This is a genomic window from Paracoccus sp. ME4 (genome assembly GCF_046736325.1).
GTDB lineage: Bacteria > Pseudomonadota > Alphaproteobacteria > Rhodobacterales > Rhodobacteraceae > Paracoccus.
This window is the reverse complement of record NZ_CP151276.1, coordinates 2,675,108-2,698,734: the sequence shown is the minus strand read 5'-3', so window position 1 is coordinate 2,698,734 and position 23,627 is coordinate 2,675,108. Positions and strand designations below refer to the sequence as shown.

The 23,627-nt window shown below is 69.3% G+C and carries 28 protein-coding genes; 13 read left to right on the top strand and 15 right to left on the bottom strand.

Annotated elements, in window-relative coordinates; translation table 11 throughout:
- Positions 1–38: 38 nt before the first annotated feature.
- The 11 genes from urtA to AACG61_RS13710 form a co-directional block, all read right to left on the bottom strand.
- The gene (gene urtA, locus AACG61_RS13760) at positions 39–1,298 is read right to left on the bottom strand and encodes an urea ABC transporter substrate-binding protein (protein ID WP_411839529.1); all 1,260 of its coding nucleotides are present in this window, start codon (positions 1,296–1,298) and stop codon (positions 39–41) included.
- A gap of 216 nt (positions 1,299–1,514) precedes the next feature.
- Positions 1,515–2,138 carry an urease accessory protein UreG gene (gene ureG, locus AACG61_RS13755; protein WP_411837671.1) on the bottom strand — a complete coding sequence of 208 codons (624 nt, stop codon included), beginning with the start codon at positions 2,136–2,138 and terminating at the stop codon, positions 1,515–1,517.
- Positions 2,135–2,776, bottom strand: coding sequence for an urease accessory protein UreF (locus AACG61_RS13750; RefSeq protein WP_411837670.1), 642 nt, complete (start codon positions 2,774–2,776; stop codon positions 2,135–2,137). Before AACG61_RS13750 ends, ureG begins: the two co-directional genes overlap by 4 nt.
- Positions 2,763–3,332 (bottom strand): urease accessory protein UreE, encoded by a 570-nt coding sequence (locus AACG61_RS13745; protein WP_411837669.1) that lies wholly within the window; start codon positions 3,330–3,332, stop codon positions 2,763–2,765. The genes AACG61_RS13750 and AACG61_RS13745 overlap by 14 nt, the downstream gene beginning before the upstream one ends.
- A 14-nt stretch (positions 3,333–3,346) precedes the next feature.
- Positions 3,347–5,032, bottom strand: coding sequence for an urease subunit alpha (ureC, locus tag AACG61_RS13740; RefSeq protein ID WP_411837668.1), 1,686 nt, complete (start codon positions 5,030–5,032; stop codon positions 3,347–3,349).
- Complete coding sequence (locus AACG61_RS13735; protein ID WP_411837667.1) at positions 5,029–5,334, bottom strand: urease subunit beta; 306 nt, start codon at positions 5,332–5,334, stop codon at positions 5,029–5,031. The genes ureC and AACG61_RS13735 overlap by 4 nt, the downstream gene beginning before the upstream one ends.
- Before the next feature lies 1 nt (position 5,335).
- On the bottom strand, positions 5,336–5,893 hold the full coding sequence (locus AACG61_RS13730; RefSeq protein ID WP_411837666.1) for a HupE/UreJ family protein: 558 nt from the start codon (positions 5,891–5,893) through the stop codon (positions 5,336–5,338).
- Between the two features lie 8 nt (positions 5,894–5,901).
- Positions 5,902–6,216, bottom strand: a complete 315-nt coding sequence (locus AACG61_RS13725; RefSeq protein WP_411837665.1) for an urease subunit gamma — start codon at positions 6,214–6,216, stop codon at positions 5,902–5,904.
- Between the two features lie 2 nt (positions 6,217–6,218).
- Entirely contained in the window at positions 6,219–7,034 is an 816-nt protein-coding gene (locus AACG61_RS13720; protein WP_411837664.1) for an urease accessory protein UreD, read from the bottom strand.
- Positions 7,035–7,167: 133 nt separating this feature from the next.
- A complete protein-coding gene (locus tag AACG61_RS13715) occupies positions 7,168–7,923 on the bottom strand; it encodes a GNAT family N-acetyltransferase (protein ID WP_411837663.1) in 756 nt (251 codons plus the stop codon).
- 108 nt (positions 7,924–8,031) lie between these two features.
- On the bottom strand, positions 8,032–9,120 hold the full coding sequence (locus tag AACG61_RS13710; RefSeq protein ID WP_411837662.1) for an AI-2E family transporter: 1,089 nt from the start codon (positions 9,118–9,120) through the stop codon (positions 8,032–8,034).
- A gap of 158 nt (positions 9,121–9,278) precedes the next feature.
- On the opposite strand from AACG61_RS13710, the gene ndk reads away from it, so the two are divergent.
- The 5 genes from ndk (at position 9,279) to dps (ending at position 12,606) form a co-directional block, all read left to right on the top strand.
- Positions 9,279–9,701 carry a nucleoside-diphosphate kinase gene (gene ndk / locus AACG61_RS13705; protein ID WP_045981761.1) on the top strand — a complete coding sequence of 141 codons (423 nt, stop codon included), beginning with the start codon at positions 9,279–9,281 and terminating at the stop codon, positions 9,699–9,701.
- A 145-nt stretch (positions 9,702–9,846) separates the two neighbouring features.
- Positions 9,847–10,773 (top strand): ACP S-malonyltransferase, encoded by a 927-nt coding sequence (gene fabD / locus AACG61_RS13700; RefSeq protein WP_411837661.1) that lies wholly within the window; start codon positions 9,847–9,849, stop codon positions 10,771–10,773.
- 60 nt (positions 10,774–10,833) lie between these two features.
- On the top strand, positions 10,834–11,571 hold the full coding sequence (gene fabG / locus AACG61_RS13695; RefSeq protein ID WP_411837660.1) for a 3-oxoacyl-ACP reductase FabG: 738 nt from the start codon (positions 10,834–10,836) through the stop codon (positions 11,569–11,571).
- 170 nt (positions 11,572–11,741) lie between these two features.
- The gene (locus tag AACG61_RS13690) at positions 11,742–11,975 is read left to right on the top strand and encodes an acyl carrier protein (protein ID WP_136856302.1); all 234 of its coding nucleotides are present in this window, start codon (positions 11,742–11,744) and stop codon (positions 11,973–11,975) included.
- Between the two features lie 157 nt (positions 11,976–12,132).
- Entirely contained in the window at positions 12,133–12,606 is a 474-nt protein-coding gene (gene dps / locus AACG61_RS13685; protein WP_411837659.1) for a DNA starvation/stationary phase protection protein Dps, read from the top strand.
- A gap of 16 nt (positions 12,607–12,622) precedes the next feature.
- On the opposite strand, the gene AACG61_RS13680 is transcribed toward dps, so the two are convergent.
- A complete protein-coding gene (locus tag AACG61_RS13680; protein WP_411837658.1) occupies positions 12,623–13,441 on the bottom strand; it encodes a sulfotransferase family protein in 819 nt (272 codons plus the stop codon).
- A 157-nt stretch (positions 13,442–13,598) separates the two neighbouring features.
- Between AACG61_RS13680 and AACG61_RS13675 the strand changes: the two genes are divergently transcribed.
- Positions 13,599–15,179 (top strand): DUF5928 domain-containing protein, encoded by a 1,581-nt coding sequence (locus AACG61_RS13675; protein WP_411837657.1) that lies wholly within the window; start codon positions 13,599–13,601, stop codon positions 15,177–15,179.
- 11 nt (positions 15,180–15,190) lie between these two features.
- Positions 15,191–15,565 carry an HIT domain-containing protein gene (locus AACG61_RS13670; RefSeq protein ID WP_411837655.1) on the top strand — a complete coding sequence of 125 codons (375 nt, stop codon included), beginning with the start codon at positions 15,191–15,193 and terminating at the stop codon, positions 15,563–15,565.
- A gap of 10 nt (positions 15,566–15,575) precedes the next feature.
- On the opposite strand, the gene AACG61_RS13665 is transcribed toward AACG61_RS13670, so the two are convergent.
- On the bottom strand, positions 15,576–16,499 hold the full coding sequence (locus AACG61_RS13665) for an ABC transporter ATP-binding protein (protein WP_411837653.1): 924 nt from the start codon (positions 16,497–16,499) through the stop codon (positions 15,576–15,578).
- Positions 16,500–16,620: 121 nt separating this feature from the next.
- On the opposite strand from AACG61_RS13665, the gene AACG61_RS13660 reads away from it, so the two are divergent.
- Positions 16,621–16,836 (top strand): zinc-finger domain-containing protein, encoded by a 216-nt coding sequence (locus tag AACG61_RS13660; protein WP_411839528.1) that lies wholly within the window; start codon positions 16,621–16,623, stop codon positions 16,834–16,836.
- Between the two features lie 53 nt (positions 16,837–16,889).
- Here the strand turns inward: AACG61_RS13660 and AACG61_RS13655 are convergent, their stop codons facing one another.
- Positions 16,890–17,072: a DUF2256 domain-containing protein gene (locus tag AACG61_RS13655; RefSeq protein ID WP_411837651.1), complete on the bottom strand. Its 183-nt coding sequence runs from the start codon at positions 17,070–17,072 to the stop codon at positions 16,890–16,892.
- Positions 17,073–17,143: 71 nt separating this feature from the next.
- Here AACG61_RS13655 and polA point away from each other — a divergent pair, with 71 nt between their 5' ends.
- The 5 genes from polA (at position 17,144) to queE (ending at position 22,649) form a co-directional block, all read left to right on the top strand.
- Positions 17,144–19,942 carry a DNA polymerase I gene (polA, locus tag AACG61_RS13650; RefSeq protein ID WP_411837649.1) on the top strand — a complete coding sequence of 933 codons (2,799 nt, stop codon included), beginning with the start codon at positions 17,144–17,146 and terminating at the stop codon, positions 19,940–19,942.
- A gap of 79 nt (positions 19,943–20,021) precedes the next feature.
- Positions 20,022–20,792 (top strand): transcriptional regulator FnrL, encoded by a 771-nt coding sequence (gene fnrL, locus AACG61_RS13645; protein WP_411837648.1) that lies wholly within the window; start codon positions 20,022–20,024, stop codon positions 20,790–20,792.
- 92 nt (positions 20,793–20,884) lie between these two features.
- Positions 20,885–21,592 (top strand): 7-cyano-7-deazaguanine synthase QueC, encoded by a 708-nt coding sequence (queC, locus tag AACG61_RS13640; protein ID WP_411837647.1) that lies wholly within the window; start codon positions 20,885–20,887, stop codon positions 21,590–21,592.
- Complete coding sequence (gene queD / locus AACG61_RS13635; protein WP_411837646.1) at positions 21,592–21,945, top strand: 6-carboxytetrahydropterin synthase QueD; 354 nt, start codon at positions 21,592–21,594, stop codon at positions 21,943–21,945. The genes queC and queD overlap by 1 nt, the downstream gene beginning before the upstream one ends.
- Positions 21,942–22,649 carry a 7-carboxy-7-deazaguanine synthase QueE gene (queE, locus tag AACG61_RS13630; RefSeq protein WP_411837645.1) on the top strand — a complete coding sequence of 236 codons (708 nt, stop codon included), beginning with the start codon at positions 21,942–21,944 and terminating at the stop codon, positions 22,647–22,649. Before queD ends, queE begins: the two co-directional genes overlap by 4 nt.
- A 69-nt stretch (positions 22,650–22,718) precedes the next feature.
- Here queE and AACG61_RS13625 read toward each other — a convergent pair whose 3' ends face one another.
- Positions 22,719–23,558: a universal stress protein gene (locus AACG61_RS13625; protein WP_411837644.1), complete on the bottom strand. Its 840-nt coding sequence runs from the start codon at positions 23,556–23,558 to the stop codon at positions 22,719–22,721.
- Between the last annotated feature and the right edge of the window lie 69 nt (positions 23,559–23,627).

The following is a 23,627-nucleotide window of genomic DNA, read 5'->3' as shown; positions in this document are numbered from 1 at the left end:
CGAAGGGCCGGGCGGCACGGGGCCGCCCGACCGTCACGTCAGTAGTTCGACTGGACCTGGACGCAGCTGTCCGTTTCCGTGTTGAACATGCCGCAGTCCTTGCCCGGCCAGTCGGCGTCCAGCACCGCCGATTCCGGCAGGAAGTCGGTCCAGGCATCGCCCGGCACCGGTTCGGTTTCGCTCACGATGTCGAACTGGCCATCCTCGCGGATCTCTCCGATCAGGACGGGCTTGGTGATGTGGTGGTTGGGCAGGACGGTGGCCGTGCCGCCGGTCAGGTTCGGCACCTCGACGCCGACGATCGCGTCCAGGACCGGGTCCACGTCGGTGGTGCCCGCAGCCTCGACCGCCGCGACCCAGGCGTTGAAGCCGATGACGGTGGCCTCCATCGGGTCGTTGGTCACGCGGTCCGCATCGCCGGTGAAGGCCTTCCACTCCTCGATGAAGGCGGTGTTCGCGTCCGATTCGGCGGTCTGGAAGTAGTTCCAGGCGGCCAGGTGGCCGACCAGGTTGGCGGTATCCAGGCCCGACAGCTCCTCCTCGCCCACGGAAAACGCCATGACCGGGATGTCGTCCGCCGACACGCCCGCCGCGGCCAGCTCCTTGTAGAAGCCCACATTCGCGTCGCCGTTGATGGTGGAGACGACGCCCACCTTCTTGCCGCCTGCGCCAAGCGCCACGACATCGGCCACGATCTTGGACCAGTCGGAATGACCGAAGGGGGTGTAGTTGACGAAGATGTCCTCGGCCGCGACGCCGTTGTCCTTCAGATAGGCGTCCAGGATGTTGTTCGTGGTGCGCGGATAGACATAGTCGGTGCCCAAGAGCGCCCAGCTTTCCACGCCCAGCTCGTCGCGCATGTAGTCGACGGCGGGGATCGCCTGCTGGTTCGGGGCGGCGCCGGTATAGATGACGTTCTTGGACGATTCCTCGCCCTCGTACTGGACGGGATAGAACAGAAGGCCGTTCAGCTCCTCGATCACGGGCAGGACCGACTTGCGGCTGACGCTGGTCCAGCAGCCGAAGATCGCATCGACCTCGCTGACGGTCAGCAGCTCGCGCGCCTTTTCCGCGAACAGCGGCCAGTCCGAGGCCGGATCGACGACCACCGCCTCCAGCGGGCGGCCCAGCACGCCGCCCTTGGCGTTCTGCTGTTCGACCAGCATCAGGACGGTGTCCTTCAGCGTGGTCTCGGAAATCGCCATGGTGCCCGACAGCGAATGCAGCACGCCGATCTTGATCGGCTCGCCCTCCTGGGCATGGGCGGCGTGGGCCAGCGTCAGGGCGCTGGTCAGCATCAGGATCTTGGTCAGCCTGGTCATCGTTACCCTTTTCCCCCCGGCACGTTGGCCGGTGTCCCTGTTGTCCTTGGGAAGGCGCGCGGCCTTCGCAGGTGCAGAAAGACGGCAGAATCGGGCAGTTGGACAGGATTTCAGCAGTCCCCGCCTGCACCGCGCAGCGACTGGCGCGACGGCGGGCAGCGGGCGGGGCCGATGCCCGCCCGCCGGGCAATCTCAGGCCGCGCGGGGGGTCAGGCCGCCCTGTTCGATCAGGAAATCGACGATCTGCTCTACGCCGCGGCCGTGGCGCAGCTGGGCCATGACCACAGGGCGCGGTCCGCGTGCCTCATGTGCATCCTTTTCCAGCAGAACTGCATCGACGCCGACATGCGGCGCGAGGTCGGTCTTGTTCACCACCAGGAGGTCCGACCGCGCCAGACCGGGGCCGCGCTTGCGCGGGATGTCCTGCCCGGCGGCTGTGTCGATCACATAGATCGTCAGATCGGCCAGTTCCGGGCTGAAGGTCGCGGCCAAGTTGTCGCCGCCCGATTCTATCAGGATCAGCTCCAAATCCGGGAAGGCCGCGTTCAGATCGGCGATGGCGGCGAGGTTGATGCTGGCATCCTCGCGGATGGCGGTATGCGGACAGCCGCCGGTCTCGACCCCGCGGATTCGTTCGACGGGCAGGACCTGGGCGCGCATCAGCGCCTCGGCATCCTCGCGGGTATAGATGTCGTTGGTGATCACCGCCATCGACAGTCGGGGGGCCAGCGCGCGGGCCAGCTGTTCGGTCAGCGTCGTCTTGCCGGCGCCGACGGGGCCGCCGATGCCGACGCGGAGGGGGCCGTTATGGCTCATGAGCGGAAGATCCTCGTGGTCATGGTTTCGTGGGCCATCGCGGCGATGTCGGCGCCCCAGGTGGCGCTGGTCAGATCGTCGGGCGTGGCCGTGAGGGCGCGGGCAGCGCGGTCCAGGATCGCGGGCTGCAGGGTTGCCAGCATCCGCTGTCCCTCGACCGGGCCCAGGGGCAGGAACCGCACCGCCGCGCTGATCAGCGCCGCCGCCTGCGCCTGCAGGAAGGCCGCGATGATCTCTGCCGGGGGCAGGGGCAGGGCGGCGCAGGCGCGGCCCATCGCGACCGGCAGGGCCATCGGGGTCTGGGTCGTCCCGGTCAGCACGGCCATGTTGGCGGCGAAGGCCGCGCCCTGCTCGGTCGTCTCGGTCAGGCGCTGGCTGCTCATGCAGGCGGCGCGGGCGAGGTCGTCCAGATCGGCGTGGTCGGCGCCCGGCCGCAAGGAAAGTGACAGCAGCACGGCATCGGACCAGCCCGCGCCGTGATCCAGCCAGTCGGCCAGCCATTGCGGCAGCGTCGCCCGCGTCACCCATCCCGCGTCCATCGCGTACTCGAGGCCCTGCGACCAGGCAAAGCCGCCCACCGGAAAGGCGGGCGACAGCAGTTGCGACAGGGTCAGGCGCGCCGCCTCAGGCGTGGTCATGCGCGTGGCTGTGGTGTCCCGCATGACCGTTGCTGTGGCTGTGGACATGCGCGTGGGCGTGGCCTTCCGCATGGGCATGCACATGTTCGCCCGCGCCATGGGGATGGTGCGTGGCGGGACCGTGATCGTGGCCGAAGGTGCGGCCATGGCCATAGGCGCCGCCTTCGGGGCGGAAGGGCATGTCCTTGCGGCACATGTCCGCGCCCAGCTGTTTCAGCATGGCTTCCAGAACGTGGTCCTGGCGGATGATCAGGCGATCGGCCTCGATCCGGCAGGGGGTGTGGCGGTTGCCGATATGCCAGGCCAGCCGGGGCAGGTTGCCGCGGATGACCAGCACCGGCTCGACCGCTGCGCGCACGACGACCTGGCGTCCGTCGGACAGCTCGAACGCGTCGCCGTCGTCCAGGCTGGTGACCTCGGGCAGGTCGACCATGAAGTCGCCCCCCTCGCAGGACAGCCGCTTGCGGCGCAGCAGGCGGCCTTCGTAGTCGAGATGAACCTCGGCGTCGAAGGGCGCCGGGGCGTTGCGGATGATGGAATGTGCGGTTGCGATCATGGTGGGGTCCTCCCTCAGAAGAGGAAATAGCGCTGCGCGAGCGGCAGTTCCGTCGCAGGCTCGCAAGTTAACAATTGTCCATCGGCGCGGACCTCATAGGTCTCGGGATCGACCTCGATCGCGGGCATGGCGTCGTTCATCGCCATGTCGCGCTTGCCGATGTCGCGGGTATGCTCGACCGCGATCAGGGTCTTGGACAGCGACGCTCCGGCCCCGGCTTCCAGCCCCGCGCGGGACACAAACAGCGCCGAGGCGCGGCGGTTGTGCCCCCACATGGGCCGAGAGAAGATCGGCTGCACCGGGATCGAGCCGTTCGGATCGCCCATCTGCGCCACGCTGATCTGCCCGCCGACCAGCACCATCTCGGGCTTGGCCGCGAAGAAGGCGGGCGACCACAGGACCAGATCGGCGCGCTTGCCGGGCGTGATCGAGCCGATATGGCCGCTGACCCCATGCGCGATGGCCGGGTTGATCGTGTATTTCGCGATGTAGCGGCGGGCGCGGATGTTGTCGTTCTGACCCTGTTCGTCAGGCAGCCGCCCGCGCTGCTGGCGCATTTTGGACGCGGTCTGCCAGGTGCGGGTGATCACCTCTCCGATCCGGCCCATCGCCTGGCTGTCGGACGAGATCACCGAAAACGCGCCTAGGTCGTGCAGGATGTCCTCGGCCGCGATGGTCTCCTTGCGGATGCGGCTCTCGGCAAATGCCACGTCCTCGGGCACCCGGCGGTCCAGGTGGTGGCACACCATCAGCATGTCCAGATGCTCCTCCACCGTGTTGGCGGTGTAAGGGCGCGTGGGGTTGGTGGAGGACGGCAGCACATTCGCCATGCCGACCATGCGGATGATGTCCGGGGCATGCCCGCCGCCCGCGCCTTCGGTGTGATAGGCGTGGATGGTGCGGCCCGCGATGGCGGCCATCGTGTCCTCGACGAAGCCCGATTCGTTCAGCGTGTCGGTGTGGATCATCACCTGCACGTCCATCGCATCCGCGACCGACAGGCAGATGTCGATGGCCTTGGGCGTGGTGCCCCAATCCTCGTGCAGCTTCATCGCGCAGGCGCCCGCGCGGATCTGCTCCTCCAGCGGCGCCTTGATGCTGGCGTTCCCCTTGCCCGCGATGCCGATGTTGACTGGCAGGTCGGCGCAGGCCTCCAGCATGCGGGCGATGTGCCATGGCCCCGGCGTGCAGGTCGTGGCCAGCGTGCCATGCGCGGGGCCGGTGCCGCCGCCCAGCAGCGTCGTGACGCCCGAATGCAGCGCGTGGTCCACCTGCTGCGGGCAGATGTAGTGGATGTGGCAGTCGAAGCCGCCGGGCGTCAGGATGCGGCCTTCGCCGGCGATGATCTCGGTGCCGGGGCCGATGATCAGGGTCACGCCGGGCTGGGTGTCGGGGTTGCCCGCCTTGCCGATGCCCGCGATCATGCCGTCGCGGATGCCCACGTCCGCCTTGACGATGCCCTGGTGGTCAAAGACCACAACGCCGGTGATGACCGTGTCCATCGCGCCGCCCGCGCGGGTGATCTGGCTTTGGCCCATGCCGTCGCGGACGACCTTGCCGCCGCCGAACTTGACCTCCTCTCCGGGGATGGTCAGGTCGCGTTCGACCTCGATGATGATCTCCGTGTCCGCCAACCGGATGCGGTCGCCGGTGGTGGGGCCGTAAAGCGCCGCGTAATCGGCGCGGGACAGCGTCGTCACAGCGCACCCCCGATCTGGCCGCGAAAGCCGTGCACGATGCGGTCGCCCGCATAGCCCACCAGCGTCACCTGACGCGACTGGCCCGGCTCGAACCGCACGGCGGTGCCTGCGGGGATGGCCAGGCGCATGCCGCGCGCGGCGCTGCGGTCGAAGTCCAGCGCGGCGTTGGTTTCGGCAAAGTGATAGTGGCTGCCGACCTGGATCGGCCGGTCGCCGGTATTGGCGATCATCAGCGTGATCGTCGCGCGCCCCGCGTTCAGCGCGATCTCGCCATCGGCGGGAAGGATTTCACCGGGGATCATGTCACGCCACCGTCAGCGCCAGGCCCGCCAGCGCGGTGCCGCCGCCCAGGACGCGCAGCTCCAGCCCCCGCGACAGCAGGCGGCCGAAGGCGATGCCGCCCAGATGCAGCGCCATGGTCGCCAGCGCAAAGCCCGCCGCATAGAGGGGCAGGCCGGTCGCCGGCCCCTCGGCCCCATGCGCCCAGCCATGCGCCGTGCCAAACAGCGCGACCATCGGGACCAACGCCGCCATCGGCAGACGCGCGGCCATCGCGACCAGCACGCCGAGGATCACGACAGAGGCCAGGATCATCGGCTCGACCGCCGGAAAGCCCATGCCGCCCGCGCCCATCGCGCCGCCCGCCAGCATCGCCCCCACGAAGGTCACGGGCAGCGCCCAGACCGCCCGCCCGCCCAGCTGCGCGGCCAGAAGGCCAAGCGCCACCATCGCCAGCAGGTGATCGGCCCCGCCGACCGGGTGGGCCAGGCCGTGCATGAACTGTGCCTCATCGTGGACATGGCCGGGATGGGCCAGCGCGGCAGAGGGCAGCAGGGTGGCGGCAAGGGACAGGCGTTTCATCAGGGCGTTCATTCTGCGGCCTCGCGGATGGGGTGGTGGACGGTGACCAGCTTGGTCCCGTCGGGAAAGGTCGCCTCGACCTGGACGGATTCGATCATGGCAGGAATGCCGGGCATGCACTGATCGGCGGTGATCACATGCGCGCCCGCCTGCATCAGGTCGGCGACCGTGCGGCCGTCGCGCGCGCCTTCGACCACGAAATCGGTGATCAGCGCGATCGCCTCGGGGTGGTTCAGCTTGACGCCGCGCGACAGGCGGCCGCGCGCCACCATGGCGGCCACCGAGACCAGCAGTTTCTCGCGTTCGCGGGGGGTAAGGTTCATCGTCAGACCTGCCAGATGCGGGGAAGGGGATCGGGGCGCAGCACGCGCAGCAACCGGTTGATCTGCCGCCGCATGGGCCAGCCATCGGCGGCCAGCAGGCGGATGACCAGGCGGCCGGGCGGCGCGCTGGCGGCGGCCGTCACGCCGGGCTCGTCCAGGACGGCGCGGGCGGCGGCCAAGCGATCGGGCGCGTCATCCGCGATCATCGCCAGCGTGGCCAGCGCGGGCGCGCCCGCGGTCAGGGCCGGGCCGCTCAGGCGGGCCAGCGCGTCGTTGTCCAGCGCCAGCGCGTCGTGATGGATCACGCGGGCCCCGCGGCGCACCACGCGGCGGTCGCGCAGATGCAGCCGCGTCGGGCGCTCGCCCATGGCCAGGCGGCCCAGGACCAGCATCTCCAGCAGCAGGCAGCCCGCGCCGGGGGCCAGATCGACGGTCGTGTCCCGCTCCAGCCGCGCGTCATCATAGAGGATCGTCTCCTGCGGCAGCCAGTCCAGCCAGCCGCCCGCACCCACGCTCAGCGCGACCGTGGCCCGCGCGGGCGCGCCCGTCGCGCGATAGGCGCGTTCGGCGGTCTGGGTGGTGGCCAGCGCGCGCGTGCCGGCCCGCAGGTCTACGCCGAAGGACAGCCCGTCGCCCGATGCCAGCCCGCCCGACGTGTTCAGGAACACGATCTCGGGCAGGCCCGCGGTCATGCGCGGCAGCATCGCCTTGGCCGAGCCGCGCTGCGCCAGGTCGATCAGGCCGCGCGGCCCCATGACCACATGCGCCGCCCCGTGGCTGCGCTGCATGCGGATGGATGGGGGCGTGCTGTCCAACATGCAGGCAAGGGGCGCCGCGCCTTGGGCAAGGTCAACGGGGGCGGGGCGGCCGACTGCCCCGGATGCGGGCAGCGCCACCCCGTGCGGTCATTTCATGGGCAGACTGCCCACGGAACGGGCTGTTCGCGTCCGCTCAGGCGGAGAGCGCATCCAGCAGGCGGCGGCGCGCGGGGGGGATGGCGCGGATCTCGACCCCGGTGAAGACATGCATGGTCCGCAGCGCGTGGTCCACGACCGCATGGTCGCTGACCCATCCCCCCATCGCCAGATAGCTGCGCAGCAGCGGCGGCATGGCGGCCATCGCGCGGCGCGGATCGGGCTGGCGCAGCCGCAGCGCGCGGGCCAGGCGGAACACGTCGGGCGCCTTGACCCGCGGGTGCCAGCGGCGCGGCGCCAGATGGCGCGCGCAGAGCATCGCGAAGGCGTCGGAATGGGCATCGGGGTCGCAGCCCGCGAAGCTGGAGCAGCCGAACAGCATCTCGGCCCCCTCGGCCGCGACGATCGTGCCCAGGACGCCCCAGGCCACGCGGATCGCATCGGGGTCGTGGCAGTCGGGATGCAGGCAGAACCGCCCCATCTCGACCATCGGGCCGTCGAACCGGGCCAGCGCGCCCAGGTCGTAGAACTGCGCGGCATAGCTGCGCCCGATCTGCCCGCCTCCCGCCAGCGGCAGGAAGCGGAAGCAGCCGACGGGCGCGCCCGTCGCGATCTCCTCGATCAGCATGTGCCGGCACAGGGGGTCCAGGGCGTCGGCGTCCAGCGCCTGCCCGTCATCGGGCTGGCCGGTGCGCGCGACGAAGGCCAGCCAGCGCAGCCGCTGGCAGGCGCGCAGATCCTCTGGCGTCGCGGCCAGGCGGGCGCGATAGCGACCCCTGCAGAACGGTTCCATCCGGCGGCCCCCGCACCTTTCCTTGGATCCATCCTATCCGGGCCACGTGTCGAAATCACGATGGCTGTTGCCGCGGGTCGCGAAAAAATCGCGCAGGCCCCGCGGCGGTCAGTCCGTGGGGTCGCCCAGCACGTCCTCGACATAGATGCGGCGGATCAGGTGCATCGCCACGATCAGCAGCGGCGTGGCCAGGATCACCGCCGCCGGGCCGAACAGCGCGCCCACCGCGATCAGCGCCAGCAGCGTCAGCGCCGGGGGCAGGGCCACCGCGTATTTCTGGATCATCGGCATCAGCACGTCGCCCTCCAGGACTTGGATCACGGTGAACATGGCCGCCACCCACAGCGCCGTGTCCAGGCCCTGCGGCAGCGCGACCAGCACCGCGACCGCGCCCGACAGGAACGGCCCGATGATCGGCACGATGTTGGTCAGCCCCGCGATGACCGCCAGGATCAGCGCCAGCGGCACGTCCAGCAGCCACAGGCCCACCCCCACCAGCACCGCGACGATGATCATGTCCAGCGCCTGCCCGGCCATCCAGCGGCCCAGCTGTCCGGCCAGCTCGTCCAGGATCCGCGCGGCGCGGGGGCGGTGCCGGATCGGCACCAGCCGGATCGCCCCCCGGCGGTAGAGGTCGCCCTCCATCGCCAGATAGACCGACAGGATCAGCATGAGGAACACCGAGGACAGCACCCCCAGGGCCGAGTTCAGCCCGCCCAGGACCATGCCCAGCATGTCGGGCAGGCGCTGCGCCATCTCGCCCGAGCGCAGCCCGTCGTCGATGCGCCCCAGAAGGCTGTCCGCGCCGGGCAGGCCGGACAGGGTGTCGCGCGCCGCCTGCCAGGATTGCGGCAGCGTCTGAACCAGCTGGCCGAACTGGTCCGCGACGGACCGCCCGGCCAGGCGCAGGCCCAGGGCCGCCAGCGCCAGCACCGCCAGCAGCACCACCGGCACGCCGCCGCGCATCGGCAGGCCGGTCAGCGCATGCAGCCCGCGCGCGCCGGCGCGCAGCGCGATGGCGATCAGGATCGCGGCAAAGCCCATCAGCAGCAGCCCCGACCAGAAGACCGCCGCCGCGGCCAGCAGGATCAGCGCCGTGATCAGCGCGACGAGGCGCAGCGAGGCCGGGGCCGGCTGCTTCGGGCCCGGCGGGGTCGGATGGGTGTGGGTCGGGTCGGGATGGGTCGGGTGGGGCATCGGGTCTCCGTCGGTCGCTGCGGGGTCAAGCCCGGCCCGGCGCGCCCGGTTCCGGCAGGCGTGCCGCATCGCCGCGGCTTGCCGCGCGGGGCCAAGCCTGCTAACCGGGCGCGGATTTCCTGCGGGCCGCGGTCCGCACAGCAGACAAGGTGAACACCATGGCCATCGAACGCACCCTCTCGATCATCAAGCCCGACGCGACCCGCCGCAACCTGACCGGCAAGATCGCCGCCAAGTTCGAGGAGGCCGGCCTGCGCATCGTCGCCTCCAAGCGCATCCACCTGTCGCCCGCCCAGGCCGGCAAGTTCTACGAGGTCCACAAGGACCGTCCCTTCTATGGCGAACTGGTCGAGTTCATGGCCTCCGAGCCGGTCGTCGTGCAGGTCCTGGAAGGCGAGAACGCCATTGCCAAGAACCGCGAAGTGATGGGCGCCACCAACCCGGCCAACGCCGACGAGGGCACCATCCGCAAGGAATTCGCCCTGTCCATGGGCGAGAACTCGGTCCACGGTTCGGACGCCGCCGACACCGCCAAGGAAGAGATCGCCTTCTTCTTCTCGGGTCTGGAACTGGTCGGCTGAGGCCGCGCCGCCATCACCGCTGACGACGAGGACGGGGCCCGCGCGGCCCCGTTTTCTTTGCACCTGCGGCGAATCCCCTTGGTTGCGGCAGGGCGGCGCGCAGGCTATGCCCGTCTGCAATGCAATGATTTCAGGGGAGAGTGCCATGCGGGCATTCGTGTTTCCGGGACAGGGTGCGCAGACCATCGGCATGGGTCGCGACCTGGCCCAGGCCTATCCGGCCGCGCGCGCGGTCTTTGACGAGGTGGACGAGGCTTTGGGCGAGAGCCTGTCGGCGCTGATCTGGGAGGGCGACGCCGAGACGCTGACCCTGACGCAGAACGCCCAGCCCGCGCTGATGGCGACGTCCATCGCGGCGCTCAGGGCGCTGGAGGCCGAGGGCTTCGGCATCGCGGACGCGGATTTCGTCGCGGGCCATTCGCTTGGGGAATATTCGGCGCTGTGCGCGGCGGGGTCGCTGACCTTGGCCGACACCGCGCGGCTGCTGCGTCTGCGCGGTCAGGCCATGCAGGAGGCCGTGCCCGTGGGCATCGGCGCGATGGCCGCGATCCTGGGCCTGGATTTCGAGACCGTGGACCGCATCTGCCGCGAGATCGGCGGCGAGGAGGTCGTGCAGGCGGCCAATGACAACGACCCCGCGCAGGTGGTGATCTCGGGTCACAAGGCGGCGGTCGAGGCCGCGGCCGAGGCGATGAAGGCCGCGGGCGCCAAGCGCGCGCTGATGCTGCCGGTCTCGGCGCCGTTCCATTCGGTGCTGATGCAGCCCGCCGCCGCGGCCATGGCCGATGCGCTGGCGGGCGTGGACATCCAGGCCCCCGCCGTGCCGCTGATCGCCAATGTGCGCGCCGAGGCGGTGACCGAGCCGGGCGCGATCCGCCGCCTGCTGGTCGAGCAGGTGACCGGCACGGTGCGCTGGCGCGAGTCGGTGGCCGTCATGGCCGAGGCCGGCGTGACCGAGTTCTGGGAGATCGGCGCGGGCAAGGCCCTGTCGGGAATGATCAAGCGCATCGCCAAGGATGCGGTGGTGCGCAATGTCGGTGCGCCGGGCGACATCGCGGCGCTGAAGGGCTGAGGGCGGACCGGGGCTCTGCCCCGGACCCCGGGATATTTTCATGAAGAAGAGAGGGCGGCTATGTTCGATCTGACGGGAAGGACCGCGCTGGTGACGGGCGCTTCGGGCGGGATCGGCGGCGCCATCGCCGAGGCGCTGCATGGGGCGGGGGCCACGGTGGCGCTGTCCGGGACGCGCGAGGCGCCGCTGCGCGAGCTGGCCGAGAGGCTGGGCGGGCGGGCGCATGTGGTGACCGCGAACCTGGGCGATCCGGAATCGGTCCTGGCGCTGCCCAAGGCCGCGGCCGAGGCGATGGGGTCGGTCGACATCCTGGTCAACAATGCGGGGATCACCCGCGACAACCTGTTCATGCGCATGTCGGACGAGGAGTGGGCGCAGGTCCTGGACGTGAACCTGACCAGCACCTTCAAGCTGTCGCGCGCGGTGCTGCGCGGGATGATGAAGGCGCGGTGGGGGCGGATCGTCAACATCACCTCGGTCGTGGGGGCCACGGGCAACCCGGGGCAGGGCAACTATGCCGCAGCCAAGGCGGGCGTCGTGGGCATGTCCAAGTCGCTGGCCTATGAGGTCGCGAGCCGCGGGATCACCGTGAACTGCGTGGCGCCCGGCTTCATCGAGACGCCGATGACCGACAAGCTGACCGAGGACCAGAAGGGCAAGATCCTGGGCCAGATTCCCGCCGGACGGATGGGATCGGCGCAGGAGATCGCGGCCGCGGTCCTGTATCTGGCCAGCCCCGAGGCCAGCTATGTCACCGGTGCGACGCTGCATGTGAACGGCGGAATGGCGATGGTCTGAGGCGCCGCGCGCCGGGGCCGCCGCGCACGAAACCGTGCGAAAGCGGTTGCATGAGGGTTCATGGGTGCTATATCCCCGCCTTTAGCAGCAGGGGAACCGCCCTGGGCTTGAACCGGGCCCCCGTGTCCGTGAACACTTTGGGCGGATGCCCGCGACAATGAGGATATGACATGAGCGATATCGCTGATCGCGTGAAGAAGATCGTGGTCGAGCACCTGGGCGTCGACGAGGACAAGGTGGTCGAGACCGCTTCGTTCATCGACGATCTGGGCGCCGACAGCCTCGACACCGTCGAGCTGGTCATGGCTTTCGAGGAAGAGTTCGGGATCGAGATCCCCGACGACGCCGCCGAGACCATCCAGACCGTCGGCGACGCGGTGACCTTCATCAAGGGCGCGGTCTGATCCACGCTTTTGTCCGCGCCCCGTGGCGCGGTGACGACGACGGCGCCCCCGCAAGGGAGGCGCCGTTTCTCATGCGACGAGCCGCCCCGGAACCGATGCCGCCGCGATCGGGTTTGCCCTGCGACCGACGAAGGATCGTACGAAGGAGAACCGCACCATGGCCGTGAACGTGAAGGGGCTGACCGACAACGCCCGCAAGACCGCGATTTCCGAACTGAATGCCAGGCTGGTCGACGGGCTGGCCCTGTCCATGGCGATCAAGCAGGCCCATTGGAACGTGAAGGGCATCAACTTCATCGCCGTGCATGAGCTGCTGGACACGGTAAACGCCAATCTGCAGGGTCACCTGGACACCATGGCCGAGCGGGTGCAGGTGCTGGACGGCGTGGCGGAGGGCACGGCCGAGATTGTGGCCAAGTCCTCGACCCTGAAGCCCTATCCGACCAACCTGACCAAATCCGCCGACCACATCCGCGAGATCTGCGCCCGCATGCGCGAGCATGGCGCCAATCTGCGCGCCGCGATCGATGCGACGGACGAGGCGGGCGACGCCAACACGGCCGACCTGTTCACCGCCGCGTCACGCACCGCCGACAAGGACCTGTGGTTCCTGGAGAGCCATCTGGAATGACGGACGGGGGCGGGGTTCAGCGGCCCAGCTTGGCGTGAACCTCGTCCATGTCGACCTCTCCGAGCGGCATCTTGTTGTCGGGGTCGTCGAAATCGTAGCGGAACAGCCGGAAGTCGTCCTTGTAGATCTCCCAGATCAGATGGCGCGACAGGTCGTCGAAATAGGCGCTGACCTTGTGGGCGCGCTTGGGGCCGTGGCCCTCCGATTCGTTGAACCGGGGGACGGCGTCCAGATCGACCTCCACCGGCGTGTCGGCGGCGTCCAGTACCTTGGCCATCCCGTCGTTGAAGGCCTCGGTGAAGAAGATCTGGTCGTAGCGCCCGCCGTTCACGATGAAGGTCGAGATGTGGCCCGACATGGCCGACCAATGGATGTCCGGCTCCATCGGCTTGCGGAAGCGGATGGTGTCGCGGGCGAACAGCAGGAACCGGCGGAAGCTGGCGATCTGGTCGAAGTCGAAGCCGTTCTCCGGCGTGCCGACATCGATGCCGTAGCGCTGGATCAGCTGCGGCACGAGGTTGCCGCGATAGCGCCGCCCGTTGCGCTGGATGCCGGCGATCTTGTCGAAGAAGGATGACAGGATCCGCGCATAGGGGTTGCGCACGCAGGTGAAGGTCACGCCCTTGCGCGCGCGCACCGCCCGTTCGATGGGATCATGGCTGTGTTCCTGCGCCCATTTGTGCATCCCGTCGGTCGAGTCGTGGATGTCCCCGTCGAAGAACCGGCCGTGATCGGAATAGAACATGATCTGACCGATGGTCGAGCAGGCGCATTTCGGCACGACGCGATAGGTCATGCTTTCGCTTTCCGTCATCCAGACGCCGGGAAAACCCATCGTGATATGTACTCCGCATGAACGCAATGGACAGTCGGACGGGTCGTCACGCTTGTCCCACCGGCAAAAATGGTTACACACAAAAAGCAAAACCGACAGACAATTTCAACGCCTTACCTCGAATTGCGCGTAATCAGTCACCGGGGACAACGCCCATATGGCACGCATCGCCTTCATCCTGCTGACGCACAAGGACCCGCAGGGCGTCATCGACCAGGCGCGGCGCCTGACGGCCACGGGCGACTTCGTGTCGATCCACTTCGACCGGCGCGCGCCGGCGGCGATGTTCCAGCAGATCCGGGACGCGCTGGCCGACCATCCGGGCGTGGCCTTCGCGCCGCGGCGGCTGAAATGCGGATGGGGGGAATGGTCGCTGGTCGCGGCCACGCTGGAGGCCCTGCGCGCGGCCGAGCGGGCCTTTCCCCAGGCCACGCATTTCTACATGCTGTCGGGCGACTGCATGCCCATCAAGTCGGCCGAGTTCGCGCGCAACTTCCTGGACGCGGACGACTGCGACTACATCGAGAGCTTCGACTTCTTCGAGAGCGACTGGATCAAGACCGGCATCAAGCAGGAGCGGCTGATCCATCGCCACTGGTTCAACGAGCGCACGCAGAAATGGCTGTTCTATACCAGCCTGCAGCTGCAGCAGCGGTTCGGGCTGACGCGCGAGGTCCCCAAGGACCTGCAGGTGATGATCGGGTCGCAATGGTGGTGCCTGCGGCGCCAGACGGTCGAGGCCATCCTGGAGCTGATCGCGCAGCGCCCCGAGATCGTGCGCTTCTTCAGCACCACCTGGATTCCCGACGAGACCTTCTTCCAGACGCTGGTCGCCCATGTCGTGCCGCGCCGCCAGATCCGCACGCGGACGCTGACCTTCCTGATCTTCACCGATTACGGGATGCCGGTGACCTTTTACAACGACCACTATGACCTGCTGCTGCGCCAGGACTATCTGTTCGCGCGCAAGATCAGCCCCGAGGCGCTGGAGCTGCGGGCCAGGCTGGGCGCGCTGTGGCAGGCCGAGGGGCATGCCTTCACCATCGCGGCCGAGGGGCGGCGGCTGTTCAGCTTCCTGACCGGGCGCGGGCGCATCGGGCGCCGCTTCGCCCCCCGCTTCTGGGAGACGGACGGCAGCCTGGGCGCCGAACGCGTGGTCCAGATCGTCGTCGCCAAGAAGTGGCACGTCGCCAAGCGCCTGACCGCCGCGATCCGGGCGCGCACCGAGATCCCCGCCGTCGACTATCTGTTCAACGAGCAGGAGGCGCATCTGCCCGACATGGGCGGCGTCGCCAGCACCGTGGACAAGCGCGCCCGCCACCGCCGCGCGCTGGTCAAGCTGATGTTCGAGCAGTTCGGCTCGGACCGGCTGGTCTTCTGCGTGGACCCCTCGGCGGTCAGCCTGATCGCGGATTTCGACGCCGACCGCGCCGAGACGCGCGTGCTGTTCATCGAGAGCCGCTTCGACGACGACTATGTGCGCGGGCATATGGGGCGCGTGGGGCTGGTCTCGGCGGATGCGACGGCGCAGGTCGTGGACCGGCTGCTGCCGGTCATGCGCAGCGACCTGCAGCACGAGGCCGACCGCCTGAAGGAGGCGGGCTTCGCCCATCTTGAGAGCATCGCGGACGGCGCGGACGCTTCGCGCAACGCGCAGGCGCTGGCGGCCTTCCTGGGGGTGCCGGTCGAGGAGGCGCGCGCCATCCTGGACGACATCCCGCATCTCTTCGCCGATTGAAGGAGGACCTCATGGCCTATGACGACAGCAACATCTTCGCCCGCATCCTGCGCGGCGAGATCCCCAACGACACCGTCGCCGAGAACGACCACGCGCTGGCCTTCCGCGACATCGCGCCCAAGGCCCCGCATCACGTGCTGGTCATCCCCAAGGGCCGCTATGTCGCCTTCGACGATTTCGCGGCCAAGGCGTCCGAGGCCGAGATCGCGGGCTTCATGCGGCTTTGCGCCGAGGTCTGCGCGATGCTGGGCGTGTCGCTGGACCGCGGACAGGGGTTCCGTGCGATCACCAATGCCGGGCCCGACGGCGTGCAGGAGGTGCCGCATTTCCACCTGCACATCCTGGGCGGCGCGGTGATGGGACCGATGATCGGGGCGCGGGGCTGAGCCGCGCCGATCAGCCGCGGGTCAGCGACAGGAACACGTCCTCGAGGTCGGCCTGCTCGCTGGCCACGTCGATGATCGGCCAGCCCGCGCCGCGCAGCGCGTCCAGGATCCGGTCGGCCCGCAGCGCGCGGCGGTTGTAGGTGACGGCCAGCCGCCCGTCGCCGCGCCACTCCGCGCGCACGTCCTGCGGCAGCGGGGGCAGGGCGGGGCGGCCCTCGGTCTCGATGACCAGGGTCTTGCTCTCGGCCTGGCCCAGAAGGTCGCGGGTCGGCTTGCGCACGACGACCTGGCCGTGGTTGATGATGGCGATCTCGTCGCACATCTGCTCGGCCTCCTCCAGGTAATGGGTGGTCAGGATGATCGTCATGCCCTGTTCGTTCAGGCGGCGGACGTTCTTCCACAGCATCTCCCGCAGGGTGATGTCCACGCCCGCGGTGGGCTCGTCCAGGACCAGGATATGCGGGCGGTGGACCAGCGCCTTGGCCAGCAGCAGCCGCCGCTTCATGCCGCCCGACAGCGCGCGGGCATAGGCGTTGGCCTGATCGGTCAGCCCGACCAGCGCCAGCAGCTCATCGGTCCAGCGTTCGGATTTCGGCACGCCGTAGAGGCCTGCCTGCACCTCCAAGCTGGCGCGGGGGGAAAAGAACGGGTCCATGTTCAGCTCCTGCGGCATGACCCCGATGGCGGCGCGCGACTGGCGCGGGTTCACGTCCTGATCGAACCCCCAGATGGACACGCGTCCGGCGGTCTTGTTCACCAGCCCGGCCAGGATGTTGATCATCGTGGACTTGCCCGCGCCGTTCGGACCCAGCAGGCCGAAGATGCTGCCTTGGGGGATTGTCAGGTCGATGCCCTTCAGCGCGTCCTTGGCCGGGGCGTTGCCCTGGGCGGCATAGGTCTTGCGAAGACCGGTGATCTGGATGGCGTCGGGCATGGGGGCGTTCCTTGCAGAGCTTGCGAAGGCAGGCGGCGCTGCGCTAATGGGGTTAGACCAGATGAAGCACGCCGCCACAAGAAGGCCAGCCATGACGCAGCACGTGACGCCCGAGACCCCGCTGTCGACCAATACCGGACCCGAGGCGGAGGGCCGCCCCGCCCCGGTGACCGAGGTCGTCACCCGCTGGCGCGTCAGCTGCGACGGCGACGACGCGGCGGGCCTGGGCCATCCGCGCGTGTGGCTGGCGATCAGCCCCGATCTGGGCTTCGTCGATTGCGGCTATTGCGACAAGCGGTTCGTGATCGATCGCGATCACGCGCACGACGACCACTGACGACCGGATCGTCCCGACCCGCGTCGGTTTGCCGCCCCCCATCGAGGGGGCCGTCAAACCGGGGCGGCGCGGCCGCCCGGCGCGTCCCCGCGGGCCTTGCCCTTCCCCCGGCAGCGGTCCGAGCAGTAGCGCACATTCTCCCAGTCCCGCTCCCATTTCTTGCGCCAGGTGAAGGGCAGGCCACAGGCCGCGCAGATCTTGGTCGGAAGGTCGGATTTGCGGCGCATCCTGGGCATGGGGCATCCTGCTGGAAGATCGGTCCGTGTCATGGCACAAGACGGGCCTGACAGCAGAGGGACAGGTGATCATGGGCGAGCGTTTCGGCAAGGGGTGTCATCTGCATCTGATCGACGGATCGGCCTTCATCTTCCGCGCCTATCACGCGCTGCCGCCGCTGACGCGCAAGTCGGACGGGCTGCCGGTGGGCGCGGTCGCGGGGTTCTGCAACATGCTGTGGCGTTATGTGCAGACCGATGACGGGCACACGGCGCCGACTCATGCGGCGGTGATCTTCGACCATTCCTCCAAGACCTTCCGCAACGAGATCTATCCCGCCTACAAGGCGCAGCGACCCGAGCCGCCCGAGGACCTGCGCCCGCAATTCCCGCTGACCCGCGATGCGACCCGCGCCTTCAACATCGCCTGCATCGAGACCGAGGGCTATGAGGCCGACGACATCATCGCGGCCATGGCCTGCGCGGCGCGCAATGCCGGCGGCACGGCCACGATCATCAGCAGCGACAAGGATTTGATGCAGCTGATCGGCGACGGCGTCGACATGCTGGACCCGATCAAGAACAAGCTGATCGGCCCCGACGAGGTCTTCGAGAAGTTCGGCGTCGGCCCCGACCGCGTGGTGGACGTGCAGGCGCTGGCGGGCGACGCGGTCGACAACGTGCCGGGCGCGCCGGGCATCGGCATCAAGACCGCGGCCCTCTTGATCCAGGAATACGGCGATCTGGAGACGCTGCTGTCGCGCGCCGAGGAGATCAAGCAGCCCAAGCGCCGCCAGACCCTGATCGAGCATGCCGAGCAGATCCGCATCAGCAAGCGCCTGGTGCAGCTGGATTGCGATACGCCGCTGGACGTGACGCTGGAGGCGCTGGAGGTGAAGGCCCCCGATGCCGACCGCCTGCTGGCCTTCCTGTCCGAGATGGAGTTCCGCACGCTGACGAACCGCGTGGCAGAATCCCTGGGCGCTGAGGCCCCAGCCGTGCAGGCGGCCCCCGCCAGCGAGGCGCCCGCCGCCCCCGATCAGCCCGCCATCGACACCGGCGGCTATGAGACCGTGACCACGACCGAGGCTCTGGACGCCTGGATCGCCGCGATCCGCGAGGCGGGGCAGGTCGCCATCGACACCGAGACCACGGGCCTGGACGAGATGCAGGCTGATCTGGTGGGCATCAGCCTGGCCACAGCGCCGGGGCGGGCCTGCTACATCCCCCTGGGCCATGTCGCGGGGGGCGACGATCTGTTCGGCCAGTCCGCGCGGGTCGAGGGGCAGCTGGACCCCGCCGACGTGCTGGCCGCGCTGAAGCCGGTGCTGGAGGATGCGGCGATCCTGAAGATCGGGCAGAACCTGAAATACGACTGGAAGATGCTGGCCCGACATGGCATCCAAATGGCACCGGTCGCCGACACGATGCTGATGTCCTATGCCCTGAACGCGGGCACGCATAATCACGGCATGGACGAGCTGGCCGAGCGCTATCTGGGCCACAAGTGCATCCCCATCAAGGACCTGATCGGATCCGGCAAGGCGCAGCTGCATTTCGGCCAGGTCGCCATCGACAAGGCCGCGCCCTATGCGGCCGAGGATGCCGATGTCACGCTGCGCCTCTATCAGCATTTCCTGCCGATGCTGCCGGTCGAGAAGGTGTCCACCGTCTATCACACGCTGGAACGGCCGATGATCCCGGTCCTGGCCCAGATGGAGATGGCGGGCATCCGCATCGACACGGATGTCCTGAAGCGCATGTCGAACGCCTTCGCGCAGAAGATGGCCGGGCTGGAGGATGAGATCCACGGGCTGGCGGGGCAGAGCTTCAACATCGGCTCCCCCAAGCAGCTGGGCGAGATCCTGTTCGACAAGATGGGACTGGCGGGCGGCAAGCAGGGCAAGACCGGGGCGTTCTCGACCAGCGCCGACGTGCTGGAGGATCTGGCCGCCGAAGGCCACGACCTGCCCGCGCGGGTGCTGGACTGGCGCCAGATCAGCAAACTGAAATCGACCTATACCGACGCGCTGCCCACCTATGTGAATGCCGAGACGGGGCGGGTCCATACCAGCTATTCGATCACCGGGGCGCAGACGGGGCGGCTGTCCTCGACCGAGCCGAACCTGCAGAACATCCCGATCCGGACCGAGGAGGGCCGCCGCATCCGCCAGGCCTTCATCGCGCCGGACGGCTACAGGCTGGTCGCCCTGGACTACAGCCAGATCGAGCTGCGGATCCTGGCGCATGTGGCCGACATTCCGGCGCTGAAGCAGGCCTTCCGCGAGGGGATCGACATTCACGCCATGACCGCCAGCCAGATGTTCGGCGTCCCGGTCGAGGGGATGGACCCGATGATCCGCCGTCGCGCCAAGGCGATCAATTTCGGCGTGATCTACGGCATCTCGGGCTTCGGGCTGTCCCGGAACCTGCGCATCCCGCGGGCCGAGGCGCAAAGCTTCATCGACACCTATTTCGAACGCTTCCCCGAGATCCGGGCCTATATGGACAAGACCGTCGCCGATGCGAAGCAGGACGGATACGTCACCACGCTGTTCGGGCGCCGCATCAACACGCCGGGCATCAACACCTCGGGTCCGGCGGCCGGGGGGGCGCGGCGGGCGGCGATCAACGCGCCGATCCAAGGCGCTGCGGCCGACATCATCCGCCGCGCGATGATCCGCATGCCGGACGCCATCGCCGACCTGCCCGCGCGGATGCTGCTGCAGGTGCATGACGAACTGGTCTTCGAGGTGCGCGACGACGCGGTGGACGACCTGATCGCCCGCGCCCGGACCATCATGGAGGCCGCGCCCGAACCCTCGGTCCGCCTGTCGGTGCCGCTGGTCGTGGATGCGGGGCAGGGGATGAACTGGGCCGAGGCGCACTGACCCGGCAGCCCTTCGATAAATTTGAACAAATCCGTTCGGATTGGTTGCGCGGCGGATGGTCGCGGCTTAGCATCAGGGCATGCGCAAGCCCGCCACGTCCCCATCCGTCGGCCCCGATCCCGCGCATGACAAGATGCGCTGCGGGGACTGCCCCATCCGCTATCGCGCGGTCTGCGCGACCTGCGAGGGCGATGAGCTGGCCCAGCTGGAGCGGATGAAGTTCTATCGCAGCTTCGAGGCAGGGCAGTCGATCCTGTGGGAGGGCGACCAGATGGATTTCGTCGCCTCGGTCGTCAGCGGGGTCGCGACGCTGACGCAGACGCTGGAGGACGGGCGCACGCAGATGGTCGGCCTGCTGCTGCCCAGTGATTTCCTGGGCCGGCCGGGGCGCGACAGGGCCAGCTATCATGCCCGCGCGGCGACGGACGTGCTGCTGTGCTGCTTCCGCCGCGCGCCGTTCGAGCAGATGATGCAGCGCACGCCGCATCTGGCGCATCGCCTGCTGGCCATGACCCTGGACGAGCTGGACGCGGCGCGCGAATGGATGCTGCTGCTGGGCCGCAAGACGGCGCGCGAGAAGATCGCCTCGTTCATCGCGATCATCGCCCGGCGGCAGGCCGCGCTGGACCGGCGCCGCCCCGCGGGCCGCATCGCGCTGGAACTGCCGCTGAGCCGAGAGGCGATGGGCGACTATCTGGGCCTGACGATCGAGACCGTCAGCCGCCAGATCACCGCCCTGCGCCAGGAGGGGTTGATCGAGGTCGCGGGCAAGCGCGGCATCGTGCTGCCCGATTACGCGCGCCTGCTGGCAGTGTCGGGCGACGACGGCGCGGGCCGCGCATCCGCCTGAGGGGCGCGGGGGTTCCCCTGGCCGTCCGGCCCTGCTAGAGGACGGCCTCCCGGTCGCAGCCTACCCGGGTCACAAAAACAAGGGTTCACATCATGAAGACTGCTCTCGTCTGTTCGGGCGGGCTGGACTCCGTCTCGCTTGCCCATGTCCTCGCCGCCGGGGGGCGGCTCTCGCGCATCGTCAGCTTCGATTACGGCCAGCGCCACCGCAAGGAGCTGGACTTTGCCCGCGCCTGCGCCGAGCGCCTGAGCGTGCCGTTCCACCTGGTCGACCTGTCGGGTCTGGGTGCGGCGCTGTCGGGATCGGCGCTGACCGATGCGGTCGCCGTGCCCGACGGCCATTACGCCGAAGCGACCATGCGCGTCACCGTCGTGCCCAACCGCAACGCGATCATGCTGACCGTGGCCTTCGGGATCGGGGCGGCCAACGGTGACGCGGCGGTGGCCGCGGCGGTGCATGGGGGCGACCACTTCATCTATCCCGACTGCCGCCCGGCCTTCACCGACGCCTTTGCCGCCATGCAGCGCGCGGCGCTGGACGGTTACGCCGATGTCGCGCTGGAGGTGCCCTTCGTCCATGCGACCAAGGCCGACATCGTGTCCGCCGGTGCGGCGGCGGGGACGCCCTTCGCGCAGACCTGGTCCTGCTACAAGGGCGGTGCGCTGCATTGCGGTCGCTGCGGCACCTGCGTGGAGCGCCGCGAGGCGTTCCATCTGGCGGCGGTCGCCGACCCGACGGAATACGACGATCCCGACTTCTGGCAGGCCGCGGTGGCGGCCCATGCGGCGGGGGGCGCGTGATGTTCCGGATCAGCAAGGAGTTCCACTTCAGCGCGTCGCATCGGCTGGAGCATCTGCCCGCGGATCACCAATGCGCGCGGCTGCACGGCCACAACTATGTCGTCGTGGTCGAACTGGCCGCGCCCGACCTGAACGCGGACGGGTTCGTGCGCGACTATCACGAGCTGGCGCCGCTGAAGGCCTATCTGGACGGCAGCTTCGATCACCGGCACCTGAACGACGTGCTGGACGTGCCCTCGACCGCCGAGAACCTGGCGCGGCACCTGTTCGACTGGTGCCGCGCGCGCTGGCCCGAGACCAGCGCCGTCAAGGTCAGCGAGACGCCCAAGACCTGGGCGGAGTACCGGCCGTGACCCGGCTGCGCATCGCCGAGATCTTCGGCCCGACCATCCAGGGCGAGGGGGCGCTGATCGGGCAGCCCACGGTCTTCGTGCGGGCGGGCGGCTGCGACTATCGCTGTTCGTGGTGCGATTCGCTGCATGCGGTGGACGGCATCCACCGCGACAGCTGGGCCGCGATGGAGCCCGCCGCGGTGATGGAGCGGGTGCGCGCTCTGTCAGGGGGGCGGCCGTTGACGGTGTCGATCTCGGGCGGGAACCCGGCGATCCAGGATTTCGCGCCGCTGATCGCCCTGGGGCGGGCCGAGGGCTACGGCTTCGCGCTGGAGACGCAGGGGTCCATCGCGCGCGACTGGTTCGCGGATCTGGACATGCTGGTGCTGAGCCCGAAGCCCCCCTCCAGCGGAGAGCGCCCCGACCCGGCCGCCTTCGAGGCCTGCCTTGCGGCGGGGAGGGGTGTGGCGACGGTGCTGAAGATCGTGGTCTTCGACGAGGTCGACTATGCCTGGGCCCGGGACTGGGCCGGTCGTCACCCGGACCTGCCGCTGGTGCTGCAGCCTGGCAACCCGGAGGTCGATCCGGAGGTGCCGGTCGCGGCCCAGGACGTGGCCGACCGCCTGCTGTGGCTGGTCGAACGGGTGACCGCCGACGGCTGGTTCCGGCCCCGCGTCCTGCCGCAGCTGCATGTGATGCTGTGGGGCAACCGGCGCGGCGTCTGATTGCGTCCCGCGACGGCGGGGGGACTGGCCGTCCCCCCGCACCCCCCTGCCGGCGCCCTGATCGCGGGGTCATCGCGCCAGGAAGACCGGCAGCCGCGCCTGTTCCAGCATGTTGCGGGTCGCACCGCCCAGGATCGCCTCGCGCAGGCGGGAATGGCCATAGGCGCCCATCACCACCATGTCGGCGTCGATCTCGACCGCGCGGCGGTTGATCTCGTCGCTGATGCGCGGCTGGCGGCGGGCCAGGACCGCGATCTGCACCGCGACGCCGTGCCGGGTCAGCATCTGCGCCAGCGCCCCGCCGGGGTCCGAGCGTTCCGGGCCGTCCTGGCGCGGATCGATGCAGGCGATCTCGACCATGCGGGCGGCGCGCAGCAGCGGCAGGGCGCGGCGGGTTGCGGCCAAGGCCTCGGCCGACTGGTTCCAGGCCAGCAGGACGCGCTGCGGCGGCAGGGCGGGGGTGCGGTCCGGGGGCAGGATCAGCGTGGGGCAGCCGCCCTGGAACAGCGCGGCCTCCAGCACCTCCTGCGCCGCGGCGGGCTGCCCTTCGGCATAGGGGCTGGCCAGGACCGTCAGGTCCGAGAACCGCGCCCGCAGCCCGACCAGCGCCGCGATGCCCAGGGTCTGCGTCACCGCGGCCTCGCAGGACCAGCGCAGGTCGTGCATCGCCCCCATATGCGTGCGGACCTGCGCCTCGAGGTCGCGGGCATCCTGGGTGGCGGTCGCGATCGCCTCCTGCCAGCCATAGGGCGTGCCGCCGGGGAAGAAGTAGCCCGCCTGGCTGAAGTCCACGCCCAGGCACAGGATGTCCAGATGCGCATCCTCGGACGCGGCCAGGGCGGCGGCGCCGTCCAGATGCGCGATCTGCGCCGGGTGGCTGAGAACCGTGAGAATCGTCTTGTAGGCCATGGTCGCCTCCTGTTGCCGTCCGACCCATCCTGCGGCGGGGCGGGGCGGGGCGCCTTGATCCCGATCAAT